Annotated in this window: 16 protein-coding genes; 8 read left to right on the top strand and 8 right to left on the bottom strand. The window is 56.9% G+C overall.

The window, feature by feature from the left end; all coding sequences use genetic code 11:
* Positions 1-20 precede the first annotated feature (20 nt).
* Entirely contained in the window at positions 21-1670 is a 1650-nt protein-coding gene (locus tag V4835_RS21230; RefSeq protein ID WP_331413617.1) for a methyl-accepting chemotaxis protein, read from the top strand.
* An 87-nt stretch (positions 1671-1757) separates the two neighbouring features.
* On the opposite strand, the gene V4835_RS21225 is transcribed toward V4835_RS21230, so the two are convergent.
* The 3 genes from V4835_RS21225 to V4835_RS21215 form a co-directional block, all read right to left on the bottom strand.
* A complete protein-coding gene (locus V4835_RS21225; protein WP_331413616.1) occupies positions 1758-2723 on the bottom strand; it encodes a DMT family transporter in 966 nt (321 codons plus the stop codon).
* Positions 2724-2798: 75 nt separating this feature from the next.
* Entirely contained in the window at positions 2799-3623 is an 825-nt protein-coding gene (locus V4835_RS21220; RefSeq protein ID WP_063144072.1) for an AraC family transcriptional regulator, read from the bottom strand.
* Positions 3624-3703: 80 nt separating this feature from the next.
* Complete coding sequence (locus V4835_RS21215) at positions 3704-4552, bottom strand: SDR family oxidoreductase (protein ID WP_331413615.1); 849 nt, start codon at positions 4550-4552, stop codon at positions 3704-3706.
* Between the two features lie 84 nt (positions 4553-4636).
* Between V4835_RS21215 and V4835_RS21210 the strand changes: the two genes are divergently transcribed.
* Positions 4637-5023: a winged helix-turn-helix transcriptional regulator gene (locus tag V4835_RS21210; RefSeq protein WP_032651400.1), complete on the top strand. Its 387-nt coding sequence runs from the start codon at positions 4637-4639 to the stop codon at positions 5021-5023.
* Positions 5024-5115: 92 nt separating this feature from the next.
* Here the strand turns inward: V4835_RS21210 and V4835_RS21205 are convergent, their stop codons facing one another.
* Positions 5116-7059, bottom strand: a complete 1944-nt coding sequence (locus V4835_RS21205; protein ID WP_331413612.1) for a bifunctional 2',3'-cyclic-nucleotide 2'-phosphodiesterase/3'-nucleotidase — start codon at positions 7057-7059, stop codon at positions 5116-5118.
* A 190-nt stretch (positions 7060-7249) separates the two neighbouring features.
* On the opposite strand from V4835_RS21205, the gene cysQ reads away from it, so the two are divergent.
* Entirely contained in the window at positions 7250-7990 is a 741-nt protein-coding gene (cysQ, locus tag V4835_RS21200; protein ID WP_023310160.1) for a 3'(2'),5'-bisphosphate nucleotidase CysQ, read from the top strand.
* Here cysQ and V4835_RS21195 read toward each other — a convergent pair.
* A complete protein-coding gene (locus V4835_RS21195; protein WP_023334281.1) occupies positions 7984-8541 on the bottom strand; it encodes a YtfJ family protein in 558 nt (185 codons plus the stop codon). The genes cysQ and V4835_RS21195 overlap by 7 nt on opposite strands.
* Positions 8542-8865: 324 nt before the next feature.
* On the opposite strand from V4835_RS21195, the gene V4835_RS21190 reads away from it, so the two are divergent.
* On the top strand, positions 8866-9072 hold the full coding sequence (locus V4835_RS21190) for a DUF1107 domain-containing protein (RefSeq protein WP_008501430.1): 207 nt from the start codon (positions 8866-8868) through the stop codon (positions 9070-9072).
* Positions 9073-9149: 77 nt separating this feature from the next.
* Here V4835_RS21190 and V4835_RS21185 read toward each other — a convergent pair whose 3' ends face one another.
* Positions 9150-10487: a hemolysin family protein gene (locus V4835_RS21185; RefSeq protein WP_063144067.1), complete on the bottom strand. Its 1338-nt coding sequence runs from the start codon at positions 10485-10487 to the stop codon at positions 9150-9152.
* Positions 10488-10742: 255 nt separating this feature from the next.
* A complete protein-coding gene (gene msrA, locus V4835_RS21180; RefSeq protein ID WP_331413608.1) occupies positions 10743-11384 on the bottom strand; it encodes a peptide-methionine (S)-S-oxide reductase MsrA in 642 nt (213 codons plus the stop codon).
* Between the two features lie 224 nt (positions 11385-11608).
* Here msrA and tamA point away from each other — a divergent pair, with 224 nt between their 5' ends.
* Genes tamA through V4835_RS21165 form a run of 3 tightly spaced genes read left to right on the top strand, consistent with a single transcriptional unit; the run spans position 11609 to position 17462 of the window.
* Complete coding sequence (gene tamA, locus V4835_RS21175; protein WP_331413606.1) at positions 11609-13342, top strand: autotransporter assembly complex protein TamA; 1734 nt, start codon at positions 11609-11611, stop codon at positions 13340-13342.
* Entirely contained in the window at positions 13339-17115 is a 3777-nt protein-coding gene (gene tamB, locus V4835_RS21170; protein ID WP_331413605.1) for an autotransporter assembly complex protein TamB, read from the top strand. Before tamA ends, tamB begins: the two co-directional genes overlap by 4 nt.
* A 2-nt stretch (positions 17116-17117) precedes the next feature.
* A complete protein-coding gene (locus V4835_RS21165) occupies positions 17118-17462 on the top strand; it encodes a gamma-glutamylcyclotransferase family protein (RefSeq protein ID WP_014830431.1) in 345 nt (114 codons plus the stop codon).
* A 164-nt stretch (positions 17463-17626) separates the two neighbouring features.
* Here V4835_RS21165 and ppa read toward each other — a convergent pair whose 3' ends face one another.
* Entirely contained in the window at positions 17627-18157 is a 531-nt protein-coding gene (gene ppa, locus V4835_RS21160) for an inorganic diphosphatase (protein ID WP_010427397.1), read from the bottom strand.
* 309 nt (positions 18158-18466) lie between these two features.
* Between ppa and ytfQ the strand changes: the two genes are divergently transcribed.
* Positions 18467-19423, top strand: a complete 957-nt coding sequence (gene ytfQ, locus V4835_RS21155) for a galactofuranose ABC transporter substrate-binding protein YtfQ (RefSeq protein ID WP_045402315.1) — start codon at positions 18467-18469, stop codon at positions 19421-19423.

Here is a 19423-nt window from a genome sequence, read left to right as displayed (position 1 = left end):
GCATATAACAAAGGCAACGCATGTTTAAACGTATAAAAGTCATTACCCTTCTGATTTCGGTGCTGCTTGTGCTCGGCATCATGCAAGTGATTTCCGCCGGTATCTTTATCAATGCGCTGAACAACGATAAAGACAACTTCACCGTGTCGCAGCTCTCCAGCCAGAACGTGGCGGAGTTTACCGATGCGTGGATCAGTCTGAACCAGGCTCGCGTCACCCTAAACCGCGGGATGTTGCGCCTGCAAAGCAGCATGGCCTCGCAAATTAACGGCGGTCAGCTGAATGAGCTGGTGACGACGGCGAAAAATCTGCTGACTGAAGCCCAGGTCCATTACGATAAATACTATGCCTTGCCGAATACGCCAGGGCTGGACGAGAACCTGGCTAACCGGCTCGAAGAGCAGTACCGCATTTACTCTGCAACGCTGACCCAAATGAACGTTCTGCTGAGCCAGGGCAATCTGGAAGATATGTTCAAGCAGAATGCCGAACAAAAGCAAAATGCGATGCAAACGGTTTATCGTGAATGGCGTGAAGCGCAGGCCGCGCTCACCGATAAAGGCATTCAGGATAATGAAAGTGATTACAAGCACATCCTGTGGATCCTCTCTGCGGTCATGCTGCTGGTGATTGTGGTGATTATTTCCAGCTGGGTAGCCATGCGCCGCGTGCTGTTGTTGCCTCTGGAAGAGGTGATTAACCATATTCGCGCCATCGCGGCAGGGGATTTAACCCAGCCGATTCAGGCTGACGGTAAAAATGAGATGGCCATCCTGGCGCGCAACGTTCAGGAGATGCAGACCTCTCTGGCGAACACGGTGGGCGTGGTGCGTGAAGGCGCAGATACCATTTACACCGGTGCAGGCGAAATCTCTGCGGGCAGCAACGATCTCTCCTCCCGTACCGAACAGCAGGCCGCTTCTCTGGAAGAAACGGCAGCCAGCATGGAACAGCTGACGGCAACCGTGAAGCAGAACGCCGATAACGCGCGTCAGGCGTCCCGCCTGGCGCTGGACGCCTCCTCAACGGCGAAGAAGGGCGGTAACGTGGTGGAAGGCGTGGTGCGTACAATGGACGAAATCGCTACCAGCTCCAGTAAAATCGCGCAAATTACTAACGTGATCGACGGTATTGCCTTCCAGACTAACATTCTGGCGCTGAATGCGGCGGTGGAAGCGGCGCGCGCGGGCGAGCAGGGCCGTGGTTTTGCGGTGGTGGCAGGGGAAGTCCGTACTCTCGCACAGCGCAGCGCCCAGGCGGCGAAAGAGATTAAAGCGCTGATCGATGATTCCGGCGAGCGCGTGAACGCGGGCTCCCAGCTGGTTAACGAAGCCGGGGAGACGATGGCGGAGATCGTCAATGCGGTCACCCGCGTCACCGACATCATGGGCGAAATTGCCTCGGCCTCTGACGAGCAGAGCCGCGGTATCGATCAGGTAGGCCAGGCGGTAGCCGAGATGGACCGCGTGACCCAGCAGAACGCCTCGCTGGTAGAGGAGTCCGCGGCCGCTGCAGCAGCGCTGGAAGATCAGGCTGCACGCCTGAACGAAGCGGTGGCGGTGTTCAAAATCACCCGCAACCAGGCGGTTAAAGCGGCACCGGTGAAAACCTATGTACCAAAAGCGCAGCCCGTAGCGGCGGCGTCTGAAGGGAACTGGGAAACGTTTTAACATCATGCCGGGTGGCGCTGGCGCTTACCCGGCCTACAAAACGGCTCCTCGTTGGCCGGGTAAGGCGGAGCCGCCACCCGGCAAAAATCACATCTCCGACGCCGGAACGACCCTCGGTTTTTCCGGCTTCGCTCTTACCGCCATCACCACCCCCACCACCAGCAGCGCGATCCCGCAGGCCGTGAATAACGGTGGTACGCTCTGGCGCATCAGGAAGGTATAAAGCAGTCCGGCCAGGGTTTCGAAGACAATCAGCGGCCCTAAAATCACCGTCGGCAGCTTCTGGCTGGCAATGTTCCAGCACAGCGCGCCCACCCATGAGCACAGCACCGCAATCGCAACCATCAGGCCGACAAACAGCCACGGTCTTGGCCCGAAGGGCTGGGCGAAGTCTGGCTGTTGATGGCCCAACCAGATGCACGCGCCAGCATATCCCACCAGTGAGACGGGCAGAGTGACCAGCGCCTGCGCCGTCGCCCACATCATCGGATGCTTGTCCGGGTTTTCCCGCAGCCAGCGCGCATTGCGCAGGGCATACCATGCCCAGCACGCCACGGAAATGAACGCCAGCACAATGCCAGAACCGTAACGCCACAGGTCAACTTCCGCCTGCCCATGACGCAGCTCGGCAATATTCACGCATACCAGCCCCGCTGCGGTGCAGACCAGCGCCGGTGCCATTTTTGACCACGCCAGTTTACCGTCGCGATGGCTGTAGAGCAGGTTAGCAAAGACGGGGATAACGACCGGCAGCGTGCCGATAATCATGGTAGATACCGGCGCGCCGGTACGCTGGATGGCACTCGCGAGGCAAACGTAGTAGATAAGATTGCCCATCATGGTCAGCGCCAGCGCGGTACCCCAGTCCTTGCGGCTGAGCTGACGCAGGCGAGCGCGTCCCAGCCACGCCAGGGGCAGGGCAATCAGCCCCAGCGCCAGATAACGTCCGGTCGACTGCAGTATTGCCGGATACTCGGGCACAATTAATGGGCCGACAAAAATCAGCCCCCACATCATCCCGGCCAGCAGGGCATACAACACACCACTAATCATTTTTCCACCCACAGGTATTTACGCTGTATGCAGTGTAGGAGGGGAAAATGCGCGCGTATTGTATGAGGTTGCGCATTAGCGCCGGGTGACCTGCTTCTGGTAGCGCACGGGGGTAATGCCGTAGCGGTGGGTAAACGCGCGGGTTAAATGCGACTGGTCGGTCAGTCCGGTTGCGGCGGCGACCTCTGCCGCGGGCATGCCGTGGGTGAGGAACGCTTTGGCGCGCCAGAGGCGAATGGCCATCAGCATCTGGTGCGGCGTCACGTGAAAATGGGCTTTGAACTGGCGCTGGAAGTGGTACGGGCTGAGCGATACGACGCTGGCCAGCTCGTCCAGCGTCAGAGCGCGCATATAGTTGTCGTGCAGATACTCGCGCACGCGTTCGAACCGGTGCGCACCTTCCAGAACCACCGGCGCGTGATGGGCAAACGGCCGGAAGGTCTCAATCAAATCCAGCAGCAATCCTTTTTGCGCAAGCGGATCGTCCGTGTGCCACAGACCGTAAATGAGCCTGCCGATTTGCTGCGAGCGCAGCGGGTCATGACGCGTGACATCGCTAAACCACCAGTGCCGGAGGCCGGTCACCTCTTCCAGCAGGTCGGGTTCGATATAGACCATCCGGTAGCGCCAGCCGCCTTCGGTGGCGGATTCACCGGTATGGATCTCGTCCGGGTTCATGGTGACGACGGATTTTTCCGCCGCGAGATGCTGGGTACCGCGATAGCGAAAGCGTTCGGCACCGGTTTCAATCGTGCCGATCCCGAAGGCTTCATGGGTGTGAGGCTCAAAGGCGTAGTCAGAAATATGCGCGTGATAAAGCTCCAGGCCCGGCAGCTGCGCCAGATGGCGAAAGCGCGCGCTGTCTCTTTCATCAATAAACTGTTCCGGTACGCCTTGCACGGTGAGCCTCCTCGCGGTCATCTTTTCATTATCAGAGATGACCCGAGGGGATGCCACAAAAAATAACCAATCCTTAACAATTACAGGATGGATTTGACGCTCTCCGCCAGCGTTGTGGTCGGGCGACCGATCAGTTTGCTCAGCGTATGGCTATCGTCAAAGAGTCCCCCTTTGGACGCGCCCACATCGGAGTCCGCCAGCATATCTGCCAGTCCGGCAGGCAAGCCGACGCTTTTCAGCGCGGCGGCAAAATCCGCTTCACTGAGATTCTGATAGGTAACCTGCTTCCCGCTCTGCTTGCTGAGTTCAGCCGCCAGTTCGCTCAGCGTCCAGCCGTGGTCGCCCGCCAGTTCGTAGACCTTGCCCGCATGGCCCTCTTCAGCGATCACTTTGGCTGCCGCCGCGGCATAGTCGGCACGGGTCGCAGCGGCAATTTTGCCTTCGCCTGCCGCACCAATAAATACGCCGTGTTCCAGCGCAGGCGGCGCGCTCGCCAGATAGTTTTCGGTATACCAGCCATTGCGCAGCAGGGCATACGGAATGCCGGACGCCGCGAGCGCTTTTTCAGTGGCAACGTGTTCAACGTGCAGACCCAGCGGTGATTTGTCCGCATGCAGCAGACTGGTGTAGGCGATAAATTTCACCTCTGCCGTTTTGGCGGCGTTAATCACGTTCTGGTGCTGGGTCGCGCGCTGGCCGACTTCGCTGGAAGAGATCAGCAGCAGCTTATCCACGCCGCTCAGCGCGGCGGTGAATGCGGCTTCATCCGAGTAGTCCGCCTGACGAACCACAATTCCCTGCTGGCTTAAGGCCTGCGCTTTCGCCGGGTTACGTACGATGGCCACAATCTGGTTGGCCGGTACGGTTTTCAACAGCTGTTCAATAACGAGATGGCCAAGCTGGCCGGTAGCGCCGGTAATCGCGATCATGATGAATCTCCTTCGTGTTTGTCTGGTGTTGTGGCACACTAGCACCATAGCTAACTTTTAGTAAGTACGTACAAAAAGGTAAGTATGAAAACAACGATACCCACGCTCAGCGAACAAATGCGCGATGGCAATCTTTTCGCGGAGCAGTGCCCTTCACGCGAGGTACTCAAACACGTGACCAGCCGCTGGGGTGTCCTGATTCTGCTGGCCCTGCGCCAGGGAACGCATCGCTTTAGCGATCTGCGCCGTAAAATGGGCGGGGTGAGCGAAAAGATGCTGTCCCAGTCGCTCCAGGCGCTGGAGCTGGACGGGTTTGTCGATCGCGTGTCGTATCCGGTGGTGCCGCCGCACGTAGAGTATAGTCTGACGCCGATGGGGATTGAGGTCAGCGAGAAGGTCGCCGCGCTGGCGGACTGGATTGAGGTAAATACGCCGAAGGTGATGGCGAATCGGGACGATCGTGCGGCGTAAAAGCCGGGTGGCGGCTTCGCCTTACCCGGCCTACCCGTAATCTTCCATCCCGTAGGCCGGGTAAGCGGAAGCGCCGCCCGGCACAATCACCGCTACCTGCTCAAATCCACCTGATAAATCGCGAACCCGATATCATCCGTCGCGACCTGTTTCATCGGATACTGCGCCTTGTCCTTAATAAACGCGGCAGCTTTATCGGACGGCGACGTTTCGAAGCGGATATCCAGTTTCGTATCGCTGTGGATCGGCGCGAGACGCCAGTTGTTATCCACTGCCGGATGGATTTCGCCCGCCTTCTTCGATTCCGCGCTGATCCACGCCGCCAGCACCGAGCGGTTCTCGTCCGGCGAGGCAAAGGCGATGTGGCTATCTCCCGTTCCGGCAAACTTACCGCCGTAGGCGCGGTAGTTATTGGTCACCACCAGGAAGGTGGCATTCGGGTCAATCGCCTTGCCGTTGAAGGTCAGGTTTTTGATGCGCTCCGCCTGCGGGTTAATCGCCTGACACTCGCCGTCATATTTTGCCGGCTGGGTGACGTCAATCTGGTAGTTCACGCCGTCGATCACGTCGAAGTTATAGGTGCGGAAGCCGTCCCAGTTAATCAGCGACTGCGGCTTGCTGCTGTGCGGGTCAATCTGGTTAAACTGTCCGGCAGAGCACTCCAGCCACTCTTTCACCTCCTGGCCCGTCGCTTTTACCACCACCAGCGTGTTCGGGTAGAGGTAGAGATCGGCAGCGTTACGGAAGGTCAACTGGCCCTTTTCGACTTCAACATAGCTCGCCGGGTCATTCTTACGCCCGCCCACCTTGAATGGCGCAGCGGCTGTCAGGACCGGCAGTTTTGCCAGATCCGGATCGCCCTGCACAAAGTGTTCGGCATAGGCTTTCTGCGCCATGTTGACGACCTGAACGGTCGGGTCGTCCTGCACCAGCGCCAGGAAGCTGTACATGTTGTCGGCGGATTTGCCGATCGGCTTGCTGACGAATTCGCGCGTGGCGTCGTGATCGTGCTTCAGCACGTCGACCAGTTTTTTATCTTCAGCCGCCAGCGATTTTTTTGCCGCAGCGTCGTAAATCGGGCGTGCCTCTGCTTTTGACTGCGTCACCTTCCAGCTGCCGCTGTCGTTATTCAGCACCAGATCCACCACGCCAAGATGGTCGCCCCACATGCCCGGCATCACCGACGGCACGCCGTTGAGCGTCCCTTTCTCAATGTCCGCCCCTTTGATGCTGGCGAAATCTTTGCCCGGGAAGACCGCGTGGGCGTGGCCGAACAGGATCGCGTCGACGCCCGGGACTTCACTCAGATAGTAAACGGAGTTTTCTGCCATGGCCTGGTACGGATCGGCGGAGAGGCCCGAGTGGGCGACAACGACCACCAGATCGGCGCCTTTTTCGCGCATTTCCGGCACGTATTTGCGCGCGGTTTCGGTGATGTCGTTAACGGTCACTTTACCGTCGAGGTTGGCTTTATCCCACGTCATGATCTGCGGCGGGACAAAACCGATATAGCCGATTTTCAGCGTCTGTTTTTTTCCGTCCTTGTCGACGACGTTTGTCTCTTTAATCAGATAAGGGGTAAAGAGCGGCTTTTTGGTCTTAACGTCGATGATATTGGCGTTAACGTACGGGAATTTCGCACCGGCCAGCGCGTCATGCAGGTATTTCAGACCGTAGTTGAATTCGTGGTTGCCGAGGTTGCCGACGGTATAGTCCAGGGTGTTCATCGCCTTATACACCGGATGGATCTCGCCTTTTTTCAGTCCCCTGGTCGCCATGTAATCCCCGAGCGGACTGCCCTGAATGAGATCGCCATTGTCGACCAGCACGCTGTTTTTCACTTCGCCACGCGCCGCATCGATCAAACTTGCCGTGCGTACCAGTCCGAATTTTTCCGTTGGGGTATCTTTGTAGTAATCGAAGTCCATCATGTTGCTGTGCAGATCGGTCGTTTCCAGAATACGCAGATCTACCGTCGCCGCCTGTACGCTTGCTGCAACCAGCGTCGCCAGAAGCGTTGCACTAAACTTAATCATCAGAGGAGTCCTTTTTTCGATGCAGACCACAAAAGAGTATGTATCTATAGCGTGTTGCTTACAGAAATGTGAATCCTGACAGAAAAAAGTCACCTGAAACCGGAATTGCTTCACAGATAGCGGAATTGTTCACATTACGATATAACTAAAACAAAGAGTTAACCTCACTGCGTTAACAAAGAGGTGGAAAATGCTAGATAAAATTTGTCAGCTCGCACGGGATGCGGGAGATGCCATCATGCAGGTGTATGACGGTAGTAAACCTATGGAGGTGGTCAGCAAAGCCGACGACTCTCCGGTCACGGCGGCGGATATTGCTGCGCATAAGGTGATCCTGAAAGGGTTACAGGCCTTAACGCCGGACATCCCCGTTCTGTCAGAAGAAGCGCCGCAAAGCTGGGACGAACGCCAGCACTGGCAGCGCTACTGGCTGGTCGATCCGCTCGACGGGACAAAAGAGTTCATCAAACGCAACGGTGAATTCACCGTCAATATTGCTCTGATTGAGAAGGGCAAAGCGGTGCTGGGCGTAGTTTACGCGCCGGTAATGAAGGTGATGTACAGCGCCGCAGAAGGGAAGGCGTGGAAGGAAGAGTGCGGCGTGCGCAAGCAGATCCAGGTGCGCGATGCGCGTCCACCGCTGGTGGTGATTAGCCGCTCGCACAGCGACAGCGAGCTGCAGGAGTACCTGCAGCAGCTGGGTGAACACCAGACCACGTCGATTGGCTCATCGCTGAAATTCTGCCTGGTGGCGGAAGGCCATGCGCAGCTGTACCCTCGCTTTGGGCCAACCAACGTCTGGGATACCGCTGCAGGTCATGCCGTTGCCGCGGCCGCCGGGGCGCACGTTCATGACTGGCAGGGCAAGCCGCTGGACTATACCCCGCGCGAATCCTTCCTCAACCCCGGCTTCCGCGTCTCTATTTATTGAGCCAGCAGCTTATGCAGCAGGTCGACAACCTGCTGCACCTCTTCCTGGGTCAACGCGCCGTCTTTCGCCCACTGTACGCGGCCCTCTTTATCGAGCACGATAATCGCGGAGCTCTCTTCTTCCAGCTGCCAGGCCTTACGGGTTACGCCGTTGCTGTCGACGATAAACTGCGACCACGGATAGAGCTTTTTATTGCTCTCAAGGCTTGAGCGCACAAACATTCCGGAGCCCGGAATAGCGTCGTCGGTATTCACGATCGTGGTGGTTTGGTAGCGGTCGTGAGGGAATTTTGCGGCCTTGATCGCTTCCACCAGGTTGGCATTTTTCTCTTTTGCGGATGTACGACCGGCAATATGTTGTACAACTCTCACTTTGCCCGCGAGCTGCGCGCTATTCCAGGGTTTGTAGCTAAACTTATCATTGTCGAGAATCAATTCTCCCCGGTCAGCAATGCCGACTGGCGGTACACGTTGTCCTTTTTCAATGCTGTGAGCGGAAGCCCACAGGGGCAGCAGCAGGCAGGCTGCTGCAAGGATATTACGTAGGGTCATGGCGTTTCCTTATTGTTTGCAGGTGATCCGACCACTTGGTCTTGCGCTTTTAATCATAAGTGCGATCAATGGGGTTTTCCCGCAATCCCGATGCCAGTTTGCGGGTGAACGCACATATCCATGAAAAAACGACGGCTTATACTGCTCTCAGTCACGCTTTGCAAAGATTATTCTGAATAATTGTAATCAAACGGTAAATAAACTTATGCACACTGGGTTACACCGTAGTTCTGGTCTATAGTCATTGGGCATTAAAATTTGCGCTCAGGACAGTCGGGCCGATTGTGGCACCGCAAGGGCGTATGATTCGCAGGAGATACAAGAATGAAAATTTTCCAACGCTACAACCCGCTTCAGGTGGCGAAGTACGTGAAGATCCTGTTCCGTGGACGGTTGTATATCAAGGATGTTGGCGCTTTTGAGTTTGATAAGGGCAAAATCCTTGTCCCAAAAGTGAAGGACAAACAGCACCTGTCTGTGATGTCCGAAGTCAACCGTCAGGTTATGCGTCTGCAAACTGAGATGGCTTAACCAACGTGCTATGCAGTAGTTAGTAGATAAAAAGACGGCTCCCGATGGGAGCCGTTGATGTTTGTGGGGCGGGTACTTTACGCCGACACCTTCTCTTCCGCGTCCGGCAGCCTCGGCACCAGTACGGTCGGTTTGTTGTCGATGCGCGTCACCAGCAGCTGGTCGATGCGGTAGTTATCAATATCCACCACCTCAAACTTGTAGCCGGAGAACTTCACCGAGTCGGTACGTTTCGGGATTTTACGCAGCATAAACATCATAAAGCCGCCGATGGTCTCGTAGTTGCCGGACTGCGGGAACTCGTCGATATCCAGCACGCGCATCACGTCTTCAATTGGTGTACCGCCATCAATCAGCCATGAATTTTCGTCACGCTGAACAATCTGCTCTTCCAGCCCCTGGCCAACCAGGTCGCCCATCAGCGTGGTCATCACGTCGTTGAGAGTGATAATACCGACTACCAGCGCGTATTCGTTCATGATAACCGCGAAGTCTTCCCCGGCGGTTTTGAAACTTTCCAGCGCTTCTGAGAGCGTCAGGGTATCCGGCACAATCAGGGTATTGCGGATCTGCACGCCGCTGTTGAGCGCCAGGCTCTGGTTCGCCAGCACGCGGTTCAGCAGGTCTTTGGAATCGACGTAACCGATGATGTGGTCGATATCTTCATTACAGACCAGGAACTTGGAGTGCGGATGCTGCGCCACCTTGTTCTTCAGACTCTGCTCATCTTCATGTAAATCGAACCAGATAATGTTCTCGCGGCCGGTCATGGAAGACGGCACGGTACGGGATTCCAGTTCGAATACGTTCTCAATCAGCTCGTGCTCCTGCTTGCGCAGCACCCCGGCCAGCGCGCCGGCTTCCACGACGGCATAAATGTCGTCAGACGTGATGTCGTCTTTACGCACCATTGGCAGCTTGAAGATGCGGAAAATCACGTTTGCCAGGCCGTTGAAGAACCACACCAGCGGACGAAACACGTACAGACAGAAGCGCATCGGGTTGATGATACGCAAAGCCACAGCTTCTGGCGCAATCATACCGATGCGTTTCGGGGTCAGGTCTGCAAAGAGGATGAACAGGCCAGTCACCAGCGAGAACGAGAGAATAAAGCTCAGCTGTTCGGCCAGCTCAACGGACATGTACTTAACAAAGAGGCTATAAAACGCCGGGGAAAAAGCCGCATCACCCACGATACCGCCGAGAATGGCGACCGCGTTGAGGCCGATCTGCACCACGGTGAAGAACATGCCGGGGTTTTCCTGCATTTTGAGGATGCGGGTGGCATTGATGTTGCCTTCATCAGCAAGCAGCTTCAGTTTGATTTTACGGGACGCGGCCAGCGAGATCTCGGATATCGAGAAAAATGCACTGACGGCAATAAGGCAAAGTATTACTAAAATACTGTTTAACATAGTTTATCCGGCTTCTCGCCAGATCCTCAGAAGGGGAGTTGATACCATTTGTGTGAAAACACATTGAACGTCAGCTCGTAGCGTTGAGCCGATTATTTCAGCGGGTAGTATAGCGTAAAGAGATGTAAATCTGCCAGAGGTCACATTTTTGGCGAAAGTGCCCGGAGAGGGCGGCCGGCGAGTGGTTGTAAAGTTATGAGACAACGCGGTCGCCTCCTTGAGCGCCACGCGGCTCGCGTGGCGCTGGAGCGGCAATCAGGCCAGCTGTGGCGGCAGGCAGACGCCGATGCCCCCGATACCGCAGTAGCCGTACGGGTTTTTATGCAGATACTGCTGGTGATCGTCTTCGGCATAGTAGAACGCTTTCGCGGTGGTGATTTCCGTGGTCACTTCGCGCGTATCGCCCGCTTCACGCATGGCCTGCTGGAAACGCTCAAGGCTGGCGCGCGCGGCGGCATCCTGCTCAGGCGTGAGCGGATAAATAGCCGAGCGGTACTGGGTGCCGTGGTCGTTGCCCTGACGCATGCCCTGCGCCGGGTCGTGGTTTTCCCAGAAGACCTGCAGGAGCTGCTCGTAGCTAATCACCGCAGGGTCATAGACCACGCGTACCGCTTCCGCATGCCCGGTTTCGCCGGAGCAGACTTCGCGATAGGTAGGATTCGGCGTGTAACCGCCCGTGTAGCCAGCCGCCGTGCTGTAAACGCCGGGCAGCTGCCAGAAGAGGCGCTCAACGCCCCAGAAACAGCCCATGGCGAACAGGGCGATTTCCATTCCCTCCGGCACGTTAGTCATGGAATGGTTATTCACGGCGTGTAAGGTCGCCACAGGCATAGGGGTGTTGCGTCCCGGTAATGCATCAGTTTGTGAAACCAGATGCTTTTTGTCGAATAAACTCACGATGGGGCCTCCCGGGGTGCGATGTTTCAGTTAAGGTTGTCACGAAGCGTTTAATTGAACACAATAAATGCGCTGAATGAGTCTAGATTTAATCATAAGAAATATTTGGGTGTTATACCCATTTTCAACCCGCGATTCGGGTTTTTGGCCAGCAGGCCGTATTTTGCCGCGGAGCGGCACTTCATTTGCTTCCAGGGTGGAAACAGGGATATTCAGGAGAAAACGTGACAAAAATCCGCCAGTTATGTTTGGTCAGTTTGTTGCTGACAAGCGGGATTGCCAGCGCGGCGAATGTCCGTTTGCAGGTTGAGGGGTTATCCGGGGCGCTTGAAAAAAACGTGCGTGCGCAGCTGTCGACCATCCAGAGTGATGAGGTGACGCCGGACCGGCGTTTTCGCGCGCGCGTCGATGACGCCATCCGTGAAGGGCTAAAAGCGCTGGGGTATTACGAACCCACCATTGATTTCGATCTCCGTCCGCCGCCAAAGAAGGGGCGCCAGGTCCTTATTGCCCGCGTTTCGCCGGGTGAGCCGGTATTGATTGGCGGTACGAACGTCATCCTGCGCGGCGGGGCGCGTACCGACCGGGATTATCTGGACCTGCTCAGCACGCGGCCAAAAGTCGGTACCGTGCTTAACCACGGCGACTACGACCATTTCAAAAAAGAGCTGACGAGCGTTTCCCTGCGTAAGGGCTACTTCGACAGCCAGTTCAATAAAAGCCAGCTTGGCATTGCGCTGGAGCGACGTCAGGCCTTCTGGGATATCGACTACGACAGCGGGGAACGCTACCGCTTTGGCGATGTGACGTTCGAAGGTTCGCAAATTCGTGAAGAGTACCTGCAAAACCTCGTGCCGTTCAAAAAAGGAGATTACTACCAGTCGAGGGACCTGGCTGAACTGAACCGTCGTCTTTCCGCTACCGGCTGGTTTAACTCCGTGGTTGTCGCACCGGAATTTGAGAAGTCTCGCAAAACCAAGGTGTTGCCGCTGCATGGCGTTGTCTCGCCGCGCACCGAGAACACCATTGAGACCGGTGTTGGCTACTCGACGGATGTCGGACCACGCGTGAAAACCTCGTGGAAAAAGCCGTGGATGAACTCGTACGGTCACAGCCTGACCACCAGCCTGAGCCTCTCTGCGCCCGAGCAGCAGCTGGATTTCAGCTACAAAATGCCGCTGCTGAAAAATCCGCTTGAGCAATATTACCTTCTGCAGGGCGGTTTTAAGCGCACCGACTTGAACGACACCAAGCAGGACTCCACGACGCTTGCGGTCTCCCGCTTCTGGGATCTCTCCAGCGGCTGGCAGCGCGCCATTAACCTGCGCTGGAGCCTGGACCACTTTACCCAGGCCAACGTCACCAACACCACCATGTTGCTTTATCCGGGCGTGATGATCAGCCGTACCCGCTCGCGTGGGGGCCTGATGCCGACCTGGGGCGACTCGCAGCGCTACTCCATCGACTATTCCAACTCCGCCTGGGGCTCCGACGTGGACTTCTCCGTCCTGCAGGCGCAAAACGTCTGGATCCGCACGCTGTATGACAAACACCGCTTTGTGATGCGCGGCAATCTCGGCTGGATTGAAACGGGAGACTTCGAGCGCGTTCCGCCGGATCTGCGCTTCTTCGCCGGGGGCGACCGCAGCATTCGTGGGTATAAGTACAAATCGATCTCGCCTGAGAACGAAAAGGGCCAGCTAACCGGTGCGTCAAAACTGGCGACGGGGTCGCTGGAGTATCAGTACAACGTCAGCGGAAAGTGGTGGGGCGCCATGTTTGTTGACGGCGGTGAAGCGGTGAACGATATCCGCCGCAGCGACTTTAAAACCGGCGCGGGCGTGGGCGTCCGCTGGCAGTCACCCGTCGGGCCCATCAAGCTCGATTTCGCCGTGCCTGTCGGCGACAAAGAAGAACACGGATTACAGTTTTACATCGGTCTGGGGCCTGAATTATGAGTTTATGGAAGAAGATAAGCCTCGGGGTGCTGATTTTTATCGTGCTGCTGCTCGGTACGGTGGCGTTTCTGGTGGGAACGACGACCGGGCTGCATCTGCTGTTTAACGCTGCGAACCGCTGGGTGCCGGGGCTGGAGATTGGTCAGGTAACGGGCGGCTGGCGCGATCTGCGTCTGAAGAACATCCGCTACGAGCAGCCGGGCGTGGCGGTGAACGCCGGGGAGTTCCATCTCGCGGTGAAGCTGGGCTGTCTGCGTGACAGCAAGCTCTGCGTCAACGATCTGTCCCTTAAAGACGTTAACGTGGCGATAGATTCGAAAAAAATGCCGAAGTCTGCGCCGGTCGAGGAGGAGGACAGCGGCCCGCTGAATCTCTCCACGCCGTACCCGATCGCGCTCTATCGGGTGGCGCTGGATAACGTCAGTATCAAAATCGACGACACCACCGTTTCGGTGATGGATTTCACCTCCGGCCTGCGCTGGCAGGAGAAAAACCTGACCCTGACGCCGACGTCCCTGCAGGGCCTGCTGATCGCGCTGCCGAAAGTGGCGGACGTGGCGCAGGAGGAGATCGTCGAGCCGAAGATCCAGAACCCGCAGCCGGAAGAGAAGCCGCTGGGCGAAACGCTGAAAGATCTCTTCTCGAAGCCTGTCCTGCCGGAGATGACCGACGTTCACTTGCCGCTGAACCTCAACATCGAGGAGTTCAAAGGCGAGCAGCTGCGCCTGACCGGCGATACCGATCTGACGGTCTACACCATGCTGCTGAAGGTCAGCAGCATTGACGGCAACATGAAGCTCGACGCGCTGGACATTGACACCAACCAGGGCTCGGTGAACGCGTCAGGGAATGCCCTGCTGCGCGACAGCTGGCCGGTGGACATCACGCTTAACAGTGCCCTCAACATCGATCCGCTGAAAGGCGAAAAGGTGAAGGTCAAAGTGGGCGGGGCGCTGCGCGAGAAGCTGGACGTCGGGGTCAATCTCTCCGGCCCGGTGGACATGGTCCTGCGCGCGCAAGCGCAGCTGGCGGAAGCCGGGCTGCCGCTCAATCTGGAGGTTGTCAGCAAGCAGCTTGCCTGGCCGTTCACCGGCGAAAAGCAGTTCCAGGCCGATGACCTGAAGCTGAAGCTGAGCGGCAAGATGACCGACTACACGCTCTCGTTCCGCACCGCGGTGAAGGGGCAGGGCGTGCCGCCTGCAAACATTACGCTGGATGCGAAGGGCAACGAACAGCAGGTCAACCTCGACAAGCTGACCGTCGCGGCGCTGGAGGGCAAAACCGAGCTGACCGCGCTGCTCGACTGGCAGCAGGCGATCAGCTGGCGCGGCGAGCTGAAGCTGACGGGCATTAACACCGCCAAAGAGGTGCCGGACTGGCCGTCAAAACTGGATGGCCTGATCAAAAACCGCGGCAGCCTGTACGGCGGTACATGGCAGATGGACGTGCCGGAAATTAAGCTCACCGGGAACGTGAAGCAGAACAAGGTTAACGTTGAAGGCTCGGTGAAAGGCAACAGCTATCTGCAGTGGATTATCCCGGGACTGCACGTGGCGCTGGGCCGCAACACGGCGGATATCAAAGGCGAGCTGGGGGTGAAAGATCTCAATCTGGACGCCACCATCGACGCGCCGAATCTGGATAACGCTCTGCCGGGCCTGGGCGGCACGGCGAAAGGTCTCGTGAAAGTGCGCGGCACGGTCGACGCGCCGCAGCTGCTGGCGGACATTACCGCCAATAACCTGCGCTGGCAGGAGCTGAGCGTTGCCCGCGTCCGCGTGGAGGGGGATGTGAAATCCACCGATCAGATCGGCGGTAACCTGAACCTGCGCGTGGAGCGTATTTCTCAGCCGGACGTGAACATTAACCTGGTCACCCTCGACGCCAAAGGGAACGAGAAGCAGCACGATCTCCAGCTGCGCGTGCAGGGCGAGCCGGTCTCCGGCCAGCTTCACCTGACCGGCAGCTTCGACCGCAAGGAAGAACGCTGGAAAGGAACGCTGGACAACACCCGCTTCAATACCCCGGTCGGGCCGCTGGCGCTGTCGCGCTCCATTGCGCTGGACTACCGCAACGCCGAGCAGAAGATCAGCATTGGGCCACACTGCTGGACCAACCCGAATGCGGAGCTGTGCGTGCCGCAGACCATTGATGCGGGCGCGGAAGGGCGCGCGCAGATTAACCTCAACCGCTTCGATCTGGCGATGCTGAAGCCGTTTATGCCGGACACGACCCAGGCCAGCGGCGTCTTCAGCGGGAAGGCCGATGTGGCCTGGGATACCACCAAAGAGGGGCTGCCGCAGGGCAGCGTCACGCTGTCCGGGCGTAACGTGAAGGTGACGCAGGAGGTCAACGACGCCCCGCTTCCGGTGGCATTCGACACCCTGAACCTGAGTGCCGATCTGCATGACAATCGCGCACAGCTGGGGTGGACAATCCGCCTGACCAACAACGGTCAGCTGGACGGGCAGCTCCAGATTACCGATCCGCAGGGACGGCGTAATCTGGGCGGCAACGTCAATATTCGTAACTTCAACCTGGCGATGGTGAACCCGATTTTCGCACGCGGGGAAAAAGCCGAGGGCATGCTGAACGCTAACCTGCGCCTGGCCGGCAACGCGCAAAGTCCGCAGCTGTTCGGCCAGCTGCGCCTCAGCGGTGTGGATATCGACGGTAACTTCATGCCGTTCGACATGCAGCCCAGCCAGATTGCGATGAACTTCAACGGTATGAGTTCAACGCTGAGCGGCTCGGTGCTCACCCAGCAGGGGCAAATCAACCTGAGCGGCGACGCGGACTGGAGCCAGCTCGACAACTGGCGCGCCCGCATCGCGGCGAAGGGGAGCCGGGTACGCATCACCGTACCGCCAATGGTGCGCCTGGACGTCTCGCCTGATGTGGTCTTTGAAGCCACGCCAAGCCTCTTCACGCTTGACGGACGCGTTGACGTGCCGTGGGCGCGCATCGTGGTTCACGACGTGCCGGAAAGTGCGGTCGGCGTCTCAAGTGATGAAGTTATGCTCAATGAAAATCTGAAACCTGTCGAACAGAAGAGCGCTGGCATACCGATTAATAGTAACCTTATCGTGCACGTGGGGAATAACGTGCGGTTGGATGCGTTTGGGCTGAAGGCGAGGCTCACGGGCGACCTGAAGGTGGCACAGGATAAACAAGGGCTTGGCCTGAACGGGCAGATCAATATCCCTGAAGGGCGTTTCCACGCCTATGGTCAGGATCTGATTGTCCGCAAAGGCGAGCTGCTGTTCTCCGGTCCACCGGATCAGCCCCTGTTGAACATCGAAGCGATTCGTAACCCGGAAGCGACGGAAGACGACGTCATTGCTGGCGTTCGCGTCACCGGTTCTGCTGACGAACCGAAGGCGGAGATCTTCTCTGACCCGGCGATGTCGCAGCAGGAAGCTCTCTCTTATCTGCTGCGTGGACAAGGTCTGAACAGCGGACAAAGCGACAGCGCGGCGATGACCTCGATGTTAGTGGGTCTGGGGGTTGCACAAAGTGGGCAGGTTGTGGGTAAAATCGGCGAGACGTTCGGCGTAAGCAATCTGGCGCTGGACACCGAGGGCGTGGGTGACTCTTCGCAGGTGGTGGTCAGCGGATATGTACTGCCGGGTCTGCAGGTAAAATATGGTGTGGGGATCTTTGACTCACTGGCAACACTCACGTTACGCTATCGCCTGATGCCTAAGCTATATCTGGAAGCAGTGTCCGGCGTAGACCAGGCACTTGATCTGCTCTATCAGTTTGAGTTTTAGCAATGCGAATATTTGTCTACGGCAGTTTACGAACCAAGCAAGGCAACAGTCACTGGATGACCAATGCCCTGCTGCTGGGGAATTACAATATCGAGAACTACCAGTTGTACAGCCTGGGCCACTATCCAGGCGCGGTTCCGGGCGAAGGAACAGTACAGGGTGAAGTGTATCGTATTGATAACGCGACGCTTGCCGAACTTGATGCCTTGCGCACCAGGGGCGGTGAATACGCGCGCCAGTTGATCCAGACGCCGTACGGAAGTGCGTGGATGTATGTCTACCAGCGTCCGGTCGAAGGGTTAACGCGGATTGTAAGCGGTAACTGGTTAGACAGAGACCAGTACTGATAAAAAACAACGCCACCGTAAGGTGGCGTTGTTTTTTTGCGCCTCTTGCCGGGTGGCGCTGCGCTTACCCGGCCTACATGTTCATCGCAGGCCGTGCAAGCGTAGCGCCGTCCAGCCACAAAAAAGCCCCGACTCGCGGGGCTTTTTTTGATCGGCAGTAAGAATTACTTCTTAGCAGCGCGTTCGAAAGAGGCGATGATTTCTGCTTTCGCCGCTTCTGCGTTGTCCCAGCCGTCAACTTTAACCCACTTGCCTTTTTCGAGGTCTTTGTAGTGCTCGAAGAAGTGAGTGATCTGCGCTTTCAGCAGCTCTGGCAGGTCGTTCACATCTTTGATGTGATCGTATTCTTTGCTCAGCTTGGTGTGCGGAACCGCAACCAGCTTCGCATCTTCACCGGATTCGTCGGTCATTTTCAGCACGCCAACTGGACGGCAGCGAATGACGGAGCCTGGCTCCAGTGGGTATGGCGTTGGGACCAGCACGTCAACCGGGTCACCGTCCAGAGACAGGGTGTGGTTGATGTAGCCGTAGTTACACGGATAGAACATCGCGGTAGACATGAAACGGTCTACGAACAGGGCGCCGCTCTCTTTGTCCACTTCGTATTTGATCGGATCTGCGTTAGCCGGGATTTCGATAACTACGTAGATGTCTTCTGGCAGTTCTTTACCCGCTGGGACGTTGAGTAAGCTCATGTCGGTGTCCTTTAAAATGGATGGTAAACAAGTGGCAGGTATTATAGCCAACTCGCGCTGAATGTCTCCGCCTGTTTTCGCTTTCTCTCCCCGCTTTCACCACTTTTCAGACCGATTCCATGACAGGAAAATCCATAAACGCAGCCGCATTTTTCATGGCGAAATGAAAGCGATTACAAACTTGTGATTAACGTTTTATTCACTTTTCTGAAGTGTGATGTAACGCAATTCGTTACATATTTCATGGGCTATAGTCATTCCGCAGAACATCTTTTAACCAATAATAACTCACCCTACGAGGACGTTCATATGTGGAAGCGCTTACTCCTGGTCACAGCAGTTTCGGCAGCCATGTCGTCTATGGCGATGGCCGCTCCCTTAACCGTAGGTTTTTCGCAAGTCGGCTCTGAATCTGGCTGGCGAGCGGCAGAAACCAACGTGGCGAAAAGCGAGGCTCAGAAACGCGGCATTACCCTGAAAATCGCCGATGGTCAGCAAAAACAAGAGAATCAGATCAAAGCCGTGCGCTCCTTTATCGCCCAGGGCGTGGATGCCATCTTTATTGCACCCGTCGTGGCGACCGGCTGGGAACCCGTCCTGAAGGAAGCGAAAGACGCTGAGATCCCGGTCTTCCTGCTCGACCGTTCCATCGACGTCAAAGACAAATCCCTCTATATGACCACCGTCACCGCCAACAACGTGCTTGAAGGGCAATTGATTGGCGACTGGCTGGTGAAGCAGGTCGACGGCAAGCCGTGTAACGTCGTTGAGCTGCAGGGGACCGTCGGTGCGAGCGTGGCTATCGACCGTAAAAAAGGCTTCGCTGAAGCCATCGCGAAAGCGCCAAACATCAAGATTATCCGCTCTCAGTCCGGCGACTTTACGCGTAGTAAAGGTAAAGAGGTTATGGAGAGCTTCATTAAGGCTGAAAACAACGGCAAGAACATCTGCATGGTTTACGCCCACAACGATGACATGGCGATCGGTGCGATTCAGGCGATTAAAGAAGCGGGCCTGAAGCCGGGCAAAGATATCCTCACCGGCTCTATCGACGGCGTGCCGGACATCTACAAAGCGATGATCGACGGCGAAGCCAACGCCAGCGTGGAGCTGACGCCGAACATGGCGGGCCCGGCTTTCGACGCGCTGGAGAAATTCAAGAAAGACGGCACGATGCCTGAGAAGGTGACGGTCACCAAGTCCACGCTCTACCTGCCTGACACGGCGAAAGAAGAGTTAGAGAAGAAGAAAAATATGGGCTACTGA

The organism is Enterobacter cloacae complex sp. CARB60 (genome assembly GCF_036487345.1).
GTDB lineage: Bacteria > Pseudomonadota > Gammaproteobacteria > Enterobacterales > Enterobacteriaceae > Enterobacter > Enterobacter asburiae_D.
The sequence above is the reverse complement of the archived record's forward strand: the minus strand, read 5'-3'. Positions and strand labels throughout refer to the sequence as shown.

Coding starts and splice junctions, on each gene's coding strand:
- V4835_RS21230 (WP_331413617.1), top strand. CDS start 21: ATGTTTAAACGTATAAAAGTCATTACCCTTCTGATTTCGGTGCTGCTT.
- V4835_RS21225 (WP_331413616.1), bottom strand. CDS start 2,723: ATGATTAGTGGTGTGTTGTATGCCCTGCTGGCCGGGATGATGTGGGGG.
- V4835_RS21215 (WP_331413615.1), bottom strand. CDS start 4,552: ATGATCGCGATTACCGGCGCTACCGGCCAGCTTGGCCATCTCGTTATT.
- V4835_RS21210 (WP_032651400.1), top strand. CDS start 4,637: ATGAAAACAACGATACCCACGCTCAGCGAACAAATGCGCGATGGCAAT.
- V4835_RS21205 (WP_331413612.1), bottom strand. CDS start 7,059: ATGATTAAGTTTAGTGCAACGCTTCTGGCGACGCTGGTTGCAGCAAGC.
- cysQ (WP_023310160.1), top strand. CDS start 7,250: ATGCTAGATAAAATTTGTCAGCTCGCACGGGATGCGGGAGATGCCATC.
- V4835_RS21195 (WP_023334281.1), bottom strand. CDS start 8,541: ATGACCCTACGTAATATCCTTGCAGCAGCCTGCCTGCTGCTGCCCCTG.
- V4835_RS21190 (WP_008501430.1), top strand. CDS start 8,866: ATGAAAATTTTCCAACGCTACAACCCGCTTCAGGTGGCGAAGTACGTG.
- V4835_RS21185 (WP_063144067.1), bottom strand. CDS start 10,487: ATGTTAAACAGTATTTTAGTAATACTTTGCCTTATTGCCGTCAGTGCA.
- tamB (WP_331413605.1), top strand. CDS start 13,339: ATGAGTTTATGGAAGAAGATAAGCCTCGGGGTGCTGATTTTTATCGTG.
- V4835_RS21165 (WP_014830431.1), top strand. CDS start 17,118: ATGCGAATATTTGTCTACGGCAGTTTACGAACCAAGCAAGGCAACAGT.
- ppa (WP_010427397.1), bottom strand. CDS start 18,157: ATGAGCTTACTCAACGTCCCAGCGGGTAAAGAACTGCCAGAAGACATC.
- ytfQ (WP_045402315.1), top strand. CDS start 18,467: ATGTGGAAGCGCTTACTCCTGGTCACAGCAGTTTCGGCAGCCATGTCG.